This is a genomic window from Chromobacterium sphagni (assembly GCF_001855555.1).
Classification (GTDB): Bacteria; Pseudomonadota; Gammaproteobacteria; order Burkholderiales; family Chromobacteriaceae; genus Chromobacterium; species Chromobacterium sphagni.
This window is the reverse complement of record NZ_MKCT01000003.1, coordinates 1-7,191: the sequence shown is the minus strand read 5'-3', so window position 1 is coordinate 7,191 and position 7,191 is coordinate 1. Positions and strand designations below refer to the sequence as shown.

At 61.5% G+C, this 7,191-nt stretch carries 12 protein-coding genes; 8 read left to right on the top strand and 4 right to left on the bottom strand.

Annotation, left to right across the window (positions count from 1 at the left end):
- Positions 1–29 precede the first annotated feature (29 nt).
- The 4 genes from BI344_RS06470 to BI344_RS22730 all read right to left on the bottom strand — a co-directional run bounded on the left by BI344_RS06470 (position 30) and on the right by BI344_RS22730 (position 1,973).
- Positions 30–419: a hypothetical protein gene (locus tag BI344_RS06470; protein WP_071112172.1), complete on the bottom strand. Its 390-nt coding sequence runs from the start codon at positions 417–419 to the stop codon at positions 30–32.
- 90 nt (positions 420–509) lie between these two features.
- Positions 510–995 (bottom strand): hypothetical protein, encoded by a 486-nt coding sequence (locus BI344_RS23720; RefSeq protein ID WP_139166904.1) that lies wholly within the window; start codon positions 993–995, stop codon positions 510–512.
- Between the two features lie 37 nt (positions 996–1,032).
- A complete protein-coding gene (locus tag BI344_RS06465; RefSeq protein WP_139166903.1) occupies positions 1,033–1,476 on the bottom strand; it encodes a hypothetical protein in 444 nt (147 codons plus the stop codon).
- 137 nt (positions 1,477–1,613) lie between these two features.
- Complete coding sequence (locus BI344_RS22730; RefSeq protein ID WP_158021038.1) at positions 1,614–1,973, bottom strand: helix-turn-helix transcriptional regulator; 360 nt, start codon at positions 1,971–1,973, stop codon at positions 1,614–1,616.
- Positions 1,974–2,039: 66 nt separating this feature from the next.
- Here BI344_RS22730 and BI344_RS06455 point away from each other — a divergent pair, with 66 nt between their 5' ends.
- From BI344_RS06455 to BI344_RS06420, 8 genes are all read left to right on the top strand, one after another.
- Entirely contained in the window at positions 2,040–2,282 is a 243-nt protein-coding gene (locus tag BI344_RS06455; protein WP_083370102.1) for a hypothetical protein, read from the top strand.
- 39 nt (positions 2,283–2,321) lie between these two features.
- Positions 2,322–2,768: a YmfL family putative regulatory protein gene (locus tag BI344_RS06450; protein WP_083370101.1), complete on the top strand. Its 447-nt coding sequence runs from the start codon at positions 2,322–2,324 to the stop codon at positions 2,766–2,768.
- Between the two features lie 2 nt (positions 2,769–2,770).
- Positions 2,771–3,265 (top strand): ogr/Delta-like zinc finger family protein, encoded by a 495-nt coding sequence (locus tag BI344_RS24735; RefSeq protein ID WP_083370100.1) that lies wholly within the window; start codon positions 2,771–2,773, stop codon positions 3,263–3,265.
- A gap of 95 nt (positions 3,266–3,360) precedes the next feature.
- Positions 3,361–3,561: a hypothetical protein gene (locus BI344_RS06440; protein WP_071112166.1), complete on the top strand. Its 201-nt coding sequence runs from the start codon at positions 3,361–3,363 to the stop codon at positions 3,559–3,561.
- A gap of 14 nt (positions 3,562–3,575) precedes the next feature.
- Positions 3,576–4,031, top strand: a complete 456-nt coding sequence (locus BI344_RS06435; protein ID WP_071112165.1) for a hypothetical protein — start codon at positions 3,576–3,578, stop codon at positions 4,029–4,031.
- Positions 4,028–6,295 carry a replication endonuclease gene (locus BI344_RS06430; protein WP_071112164.1) on the top strand — a complete coding sequence of 756 codons (2,268 nt, stop codon included), beginning with the start codon at positions 4,028–4,030 and terminating at the stop codon, positions 6,293–6,295. Before BI344_RS06435 ends, BI344_RS06430 begins: the two co-directional genes overlap by 4 nt.
- 28 nt (positions 6,296–6,323) lie before the next feature.
- Positions 6,324–6,704 carry a hypothetical protein gene (locus tag BI344_RS06425; protein WP_071112163.1) on the top strand — a complete coding sequence of 127 codons (381 nt, stop codon included), beginning with the start codon at positions 6,324–6,326 and terminating at the stop codon, positions 6,702–6,704.
- 122 nt (positions 6,705–6,826) lie between these two features.
- The gene (locus tag BI344_RS06420; RefSeq protein ID WP_083339090.1) at positions 6,827–7,099 is read left to right on the top strand and encodes a helix-turn-helix transcriptional regulator; all 273 of its coding nucleotides are present in this window, start codon (positions 6,827–6,829) and stop codon (positions 7,097–7,099) included.
- Positions 7,100–7,191 lie beyond the last annotated feature (92 nt).

Sequence of the window (7,191 nt, the reverse complement as noted above, 5' to 3'; positions counted from 1 at the left end):
GTCCAGCACGTCCATGCCTTCCATCGGCGTCACTTCGCCGTCGGCCAGCACTTCGCGATGTAGCCCGCCATCAGCTTGATCAGGCTGTCCGACTCCAGCCAAGGATGGTCATCCAGATAGCGCGCCAGCTCGCGGACTTCGCTTTCTTCCATCAGGCCGTCGCTAACCATTTCTTGGCACATATCGCGCAGGTCTTCTAGCGCGCCATTGAGGCGAACTCCGCCGGTTGGCTTCTCCGCCTTCGGCTTCGACGGTTCCACTTTGTTTTTGGCAGCAGCCTTGGCCTGCGGCAGTTTTTGTTTGACGTCCCGCACACTCAGCCCATCAGCCACGGCAATCGCCAGTTCATAGACGTTGTAGGCTTGCTCAATGGAAACGCTGCCTTCTGCCACCACCTCGCGCACATAGTCGGCAAGCATACGTACCAAGGCATCGCCATGAACGGCTTGTACTTATCCAGCCATCTAGCTAGGGCAAACACCTCCGCCTCTTCAAGACGCCGTCGGCCACTAAGCCTGCGCAAACTGGCGTAGTTCCGCTAGCTTCTGCTGGCTTTGAGCATTGGTGTTGGCATGCGTAGATCGCGGAGTAGCGGCGACTTGGATTGAAGGGATGACAACAGATACTTCAGCAGTTGAAGCTTTTGCGGCCACAGTAGCTGTTTCAGGACTATTTTTAGCCAGCTTCATGGTAGATGGCAGCGGCGGCGCGCTGGGTTTCTTTGTCTTGCCATCGTCAAACATAGAGCGGCCTTCGCTGGCATTTGCCCATGCCCCGCCACCAAGAATAAACGCCACGACAACCAGCAGCCAGCCCCAGCCAAATGGACTGCCTCCGATCAGCATCAAGCAGATGGACATCAAAAGATTGCCAACAACAAATCCTGTCAGGTGACGGCTGATCCTACGCCAGCCGTGAGCGGACAGACGATATGCGATTGCACCCCACCACGGAATAATGACGGCCAAGCAGGCCACGGCTTCGAGAAAAGACATGACAACTCCAATACTGAATTGGGCGCGAATTTGAGTTTTACAGCGGCAGCTTCTTCAAAACCTTCCCATAGTCAGCGGCCTCATCTGGCGTGAGCCGTCGGTCAAGGCGGATCAACACCAATCCCTTGCTGAACTGATACTGCACTGCCTGGCTCCAGGCCCGGCCGATCTTCTCGATGCGTTTCTTTCGTGCCTGCAATTCCTGCTTGTTTTTGAAAACCTCAACCGTGCAGATTTGCTTTTCGTCTGACCACTCAATACGGTCATCAGCCCAAACTGCCTTTTCGACATACTGGAAGGGGCGACCCAATAGCCGATTTGGGTCGGTGTCGGCATCAACCACCTCTTCTTCTACGATAGGAATGCCCGCATCCATCAGCGCTTTTAACACGCGCTCGGCAGTGTTGTTGGCAAGGACTGGAGTGGTTATTAGCAAGAGGCTGATAAGCGGAATGAGTTGTGCAAGTGATAGACGATTCACGGTTTATGTCCTGAGCTTTGTTCTTATTGGCACAAAATGCCATTTGGGAAGCAAAGGATACCATGATTGATAGATGTGATTCACATATGGAAAAGCCCGGCTAAGTCCGGGCTTCTGCTTGAATCGGTAAGGGTGACCTACGACAAGCGCTTGTAGGTATCCAGCAGGCCGCGAACAAGCGCGCGGCCCTTCTCGTCAACTTGGTTCAGATCAGCCAGCAGGCTGCTGTCTGCATTCGACAGCGCGGCACCATTGCGAACACCTGTCACAACGTACAGGACATCGAAACCTACAGCATGCAGAAGGTTGAGGGCTTCAGCGTTGGGAAAGCTGCGGCCAGCTTCATACGCCATATAAGTCGTATAGCCAACGCCTGCGGCCTTTGCACCATCCTGCTGCGTAAGGCCAAGTCGGTTTCTTTCCTCTCGAAGCCGGTCCCCAATATTCAATTTTTTACCTCTCGCAAAGCGCACCCATCCATTTTCAGACGGAAACATGTTGCAACATTCAGATTTCAGATGTACGATGCAAAGCAATTCAGATTTCAGATGATGGTACCGCATATGACCACCACCGCACAGAGTGGACGAAGGGTTTACGGTCCACGTGGTGTAGCACAGTCAAAGCCCGTGCAGATGCGCCTGCTGCCTATTGAACGCTACCTCTTCAATAAGCTGAAAGAAAAGCTAGGCATGTCGGAGAGCAGCCTAAGCCGCGAAATCTATCTCGTTGGCCTGCCCACCTTCCTGGCCCTACACGGTCTGACGGAATGGGCAAATGCTATCCAAAAAGCATTTTCAGCATAACCACCGAACACCGAGCCTGCTGGTGGAATGGAGCAAGAAATGGACAGATTGAGAACCGCATACCAGACGATGTGCAAGGCCATGCCGGGCGGTTGGCCGGCAATGGCCGCTGCCTTGGGCTTTAGCAAGGATGGTCTGGAAAACCGCGTGTACGAACGCAAGGGCCAATCCGTCAGCGTCCATGAAGCCTTGCAGATGCAAGCCTTTAGCGGCACCACGCTGTTTGCCGAGGCCGTGGCGGCGGAGGCCGGCGGCGTGTTCATCCCTTTGCCGGACGTGGCGACGGTGGACGATGAAGAAATCCAGCGCGTGTACATGGAGCTGGTGGACGAAGTGGGCCGTCTGGCGCGCGAATGGCGCGAAGCCACCCGCGACGGCGAGGTGGACAAGCGCGAACGCCAGCGCCTGGAAGGCATCCGCGATGCCATCTGCACCAAGGTGACGCAGATGAACCACCTGACCTTTCAAGTGTTCTGCCGGAGCTGATCATGGAAGACACCATCGTTTGCCATCACTGCGGCGGCCCCGTCTGCGAAACGCCTTACCGCCCTGTGCGCGTGGTTCATGGGTTTAGCACCAGCAAAGTCATTATTCGCTGCCAAAGGCAGGAATGCGGCGCGGGGGCAATTTTGACCAAGGTTGTGAGGCCAAGGCTTTTTTTTCGGAAAACCCTGTATCTCGTTCATCTGCCGGAGGGAAAAATGGCCTTTACCTGCCCACACTGCGAACAAGTTTCTTACACCCGGACCAGCCGCTATCTCAGCAATTTGACGCAAGAGGAATACTTCCAGTGTTCCAACCTCACTTGCGGCCACACCTTCACCACCTATCGCTATGTACGCGAAACGCTTTGCCCGCCGGCGCTACCCAAGGCAGGCGTCAGCATACCGATGGCGACCAAGCAGCGGCTGTCGGAATTGCAGCATGAGCTTCGCCGCAAGAAGCTGGAAAACCAGCTTGAGCTGCCCGGCCTGACCGCCTAAGTCTTACCCCCTCCCCCTCTCTCTGAAAATCGCACTTGCGCAGTGCGAGGGGGATTTTTACGCCCAAAAAACACAGCGCCACCCTGGAGAACGCCATGCATCAGCCCGCTACCGCCACGCAACAGGACGCCGCGCCACGCATCCGCAAGATGCGCTACGTGCGCTTCGCCAACGGCACCGCCTGCTATTCCACCGCGGGCCGCCGGCCGGCCGGCTACCGTCGCGCCGTGGTGGATCTGCTGGCCGGGGGCGTGCTGCTGCTGGTCATCGTCTTGCAATTCATCCCGCTGCACTGATCGAGGTTTCAGCCATGAACGCCATCAACGAACACTTCGCCCGCAACGTCATGCCATTTTTGGGCGAACTCTGCCGATCACCCAGGCCGGAAACCCCGCGCGAGCAAGCCATACGCCTGGTGGGCACCGCCCTTGATCGTCGCCATGCGGAGCGGCGCGCAAGCGCGGGGTCGGTAGCTCTGTTGCAGGAGCAGTTGCTGAACTTGGCGCAATTGGAGGCGATGAAGGACATTCAAGACGCGCTCAAGACCATGGCGGTGGCGGAGCGCGCCATCAATCAGCTAATCGCCATGCATCGCCTGCCATTGCGGGCCATGGTGCTGACGCAGCCGGGCTGGATGATGCATGAAATGGATATCGCGCTCAGCCAAAGCGACCTGGCTGAAGCCAAGCTACTGCGCGGCGGCCTGCCGCTGCATGCCGAGCCGCTGTCCGTTGCGGCTACTGGCCGCGAGGAGCAAGCCGCGTGACAGCCGTTTCCCGCCTCCCGGTACTGGAGCGTTTCCCGCGCCACCTGGGCCGCGCCATTGGCCGCGAGTGGCGCAAGCGCCGCAGCCGCCCGCTGGAGCTGGCGCAGGGTCAAGCCGACCCGCGCCAGGCCGACGCCGACGCCTGGCTGCGAGAGTTGACCCGCTTCATGCCGCGCAACGCGCTGCCGCTGGGCGCCTGCGAGATGGAGCTGGTGGAGTTTGCCAAGCAACGCGCTTTCGAGGCTGACCAGCTGATTGGCCGCGGCGCGGATGTGATCCAGCTTGAACGCTACTGCCGCAGCTTTGGCGTGGAGCCGCCGCGCGGCAAGTCCGACACCGGCCGCGCCGCGCGGGTGGCGTGCAGCCTGTGGTGGCGCCGGGCCTTGCGCCGGACCAATGCGCGCCGCAGCGAGCAACTGGCCATCCAGTTTGGCCTGGTGCATAAGCGCCATGGCCTGTACGCCAGCCATGACGCCATCGCCCGCCGCAGCGAGCAGAAGCGCCGCAACCGCGGCTTGCTGGAGGCGCTGACCGCCATCAACGAGCTGGGCCAGGAATACACGCTGGCGCAGCTGGCCGAACTCAGCACCAGCAACCCCATCATCCGCCGCGCCGAACTGATGGTGCGCATCGCCGGTTTCGAGTACATCGCCGTCGGCCTGGAGATGGCCGGCGAGTTCATCACCATCACCGCGCCCAGCAAGTACCACCCGCGCCATGCCAAGAGCGGCAAGCGCAACGCCAAGTACGCCGGCTTCACCCCTATTGACACCCGCGACTACCTGGGCGGCGTGTGGTCACGCATCAACGCCGCGCTGGCCCGCGCCGGCATCAAGATTTTTGGCTTCCGCGTGGCGGAGCCGCACCACGACGGCACGCCGCACATGCACGGCCTGTTTTTCATGCCGCCGGAGGAGGTGAAGCCCTTCCGCGCCATCGTCGCCCGCTACGCCGTGCGCGAAGACCGCGACGAGCTGGGCCTGCGCTATATGCAGACCAAATCGGAAGCCATGGCCGCCGCCCGCGCGCTACGCGCCGAAGGCGCCAAGGGCAAGCTGGCCGACATCGCCGCCCGCGTCGGCATCGAGGCGGATTTCTGGAGCCAGCCGCCGCGCTGGGTGTGGAAAGGCATCACGGCACGGGTGAAGTTCGAAGCTATCGACTGGAACAAGGGTTCCGCCGCCGGCTACATCGCCAAGTACATCGCCAAGAACGTGGACGGTGCCAAGCATGACGGCAGCAGCATTGGCGAGGACTTCGAAGCGCAGGATTTCACCGGCCTGGCCGGCCAGGACGATGGCGACAGCCGCGACCAGTCCGCCGCCACGGACGCCACCGTAACCGCGCGCCGGGTGGACGCCTGGGCCAGCCATTGGGGCATCCGCCAATTCCAGCAAGTGGGCGGCCCGCCGGTGGGGGTGTGGCGCGAGCTGCGCCGCTGGGAGTGGGCCGGCGCCGAGGATGTGCTGATGCATGCCGCCATTGCCGCCGACACCGGCAATTGGGGCCGCTTCGTCCACCTGATGGGCGGCCATGAAGCCAAGCGCCGCGACATGCCGCTGCAAGTGGCGCGGGATTCGGAGCCCGCCATCAACCGCTACGGCGAAGCAGGGCAAAAGCGCGTGTTCGGCGTGGTGGAACAGGCTTCCGGCCAGCTTGCCATGACACGGCCGCACGAATGGCAGATCAGCCGCAAGGCGCCGGGTTTGGATGTTGAGGGAAGCGCAGCTTCCCCTTGGACTCGTGTCAATAACTCTACGGAAATCGCAGTTGCCCCGCTGGGGCCGATTGCCGACGAACACCGCTTCACCCTGGCCGATGCGATGCGAGAGGCCCAGCAGGCCGATGACGACGACGAGTGGCTAACCGCCGAGCAACTGGCCGCGCGCCAGGAATTCGAGGCTCAGCAGCGCCACCTGGCGGCCTTCCCGGAGTTTGCCCGCCAATGGGCGATGGACGATGTGGAGCGCCACCGCCTGGCCGCCAAGCGCCAGCGCGAAGAAAGCCGCGAGCGCGTGCGCCTGCAACGCGTCAACCGCCGGCTGGCCGCCAGCCTGGGCATACCGGCGGGCCGCGGCCTGGAAGTCATCGCCCAGGTTCGGGCCCAGGCCGACGCCGACCGGCGCCAGGCTGAGCGCCCTGCCCGCCCAGGCCCGCAGCCCTGGAGCGCGTACGGCCCCGGCATCCCCGTTTCCCAGCAGCTCGCCCAGGCCACCGCCCGCGCGCGGCAATGGATCAATCAAACCCAAGCAGGCCGCCTGTGAGCGGCAAAAACCAAAAGGAGCAACCGCGATGAACGCAACCACGACCCACGAGCAAACCAGCCTCTACACCCAGCTGCTGCTGGACGCGCAAAGCGAGTTCCGCGCCACGGTAGACAGGATCAACAGCCAGATGCGGAACATCAACCGCGCCGAGCGCATGGCCCGCCGGCTGCGTGACATCGAGCTGGACGCCAGCACCCAGGCCGGCGCGGGCTTCGTGCCCTACCTCGTGCTGCGCCTGCCCATCGACCTGCTGCCGCTGCAGCGCTACGTGGTGACGCTGGCCGGCAACGCCCTAGAACGCCGGCTTGTCGCCAACGGCCGCGACAGCCAAGGCCGGGACCGTTTCCAGATCCTGGCCACCGGCGAAGAACGCACCAGCCTGGAACTGGTGGTGGAAGGCATCTGATCAATCGGCCGCACAGCGGCCATAGGCGAGCGGCCGGCCCATCCCATCAACCTGGGCGCCGTCCTCTGAAAACCGGCAAGGCCGCTCCCTATGGCCGCCAATCAACAACCGCGAGAATCAACATGACAACAAAGATCGAAATTGCACCGGACGACGAAAAACCCGCTCGCCCCTGGCACGGACAAGGCCCAATCAAAGGCGACCGCTACCTGCGCCGCGATGTGGTGCTGGAGCGCGTAGGCATCACCAAGACCACGCTCTATGACTGGATTGCGGCCGGCAACTTCCCGCCGTCCATTCCCCTGGGCGGTGGGTCCGTGGGTTTCCTGGAGTCGCACCTCGAAATCTGGATAAAGTGGCGCTTCGAGTGCGCGGGTTTAATAAGAGCTGCATGACGGCCCTGCATGGAGACTAGTGAAGAAACCACAACTACCATAAGAATCAAAGCCATCCTGAGGATGGCTTTTTTCATGTGCAACCACCGCGA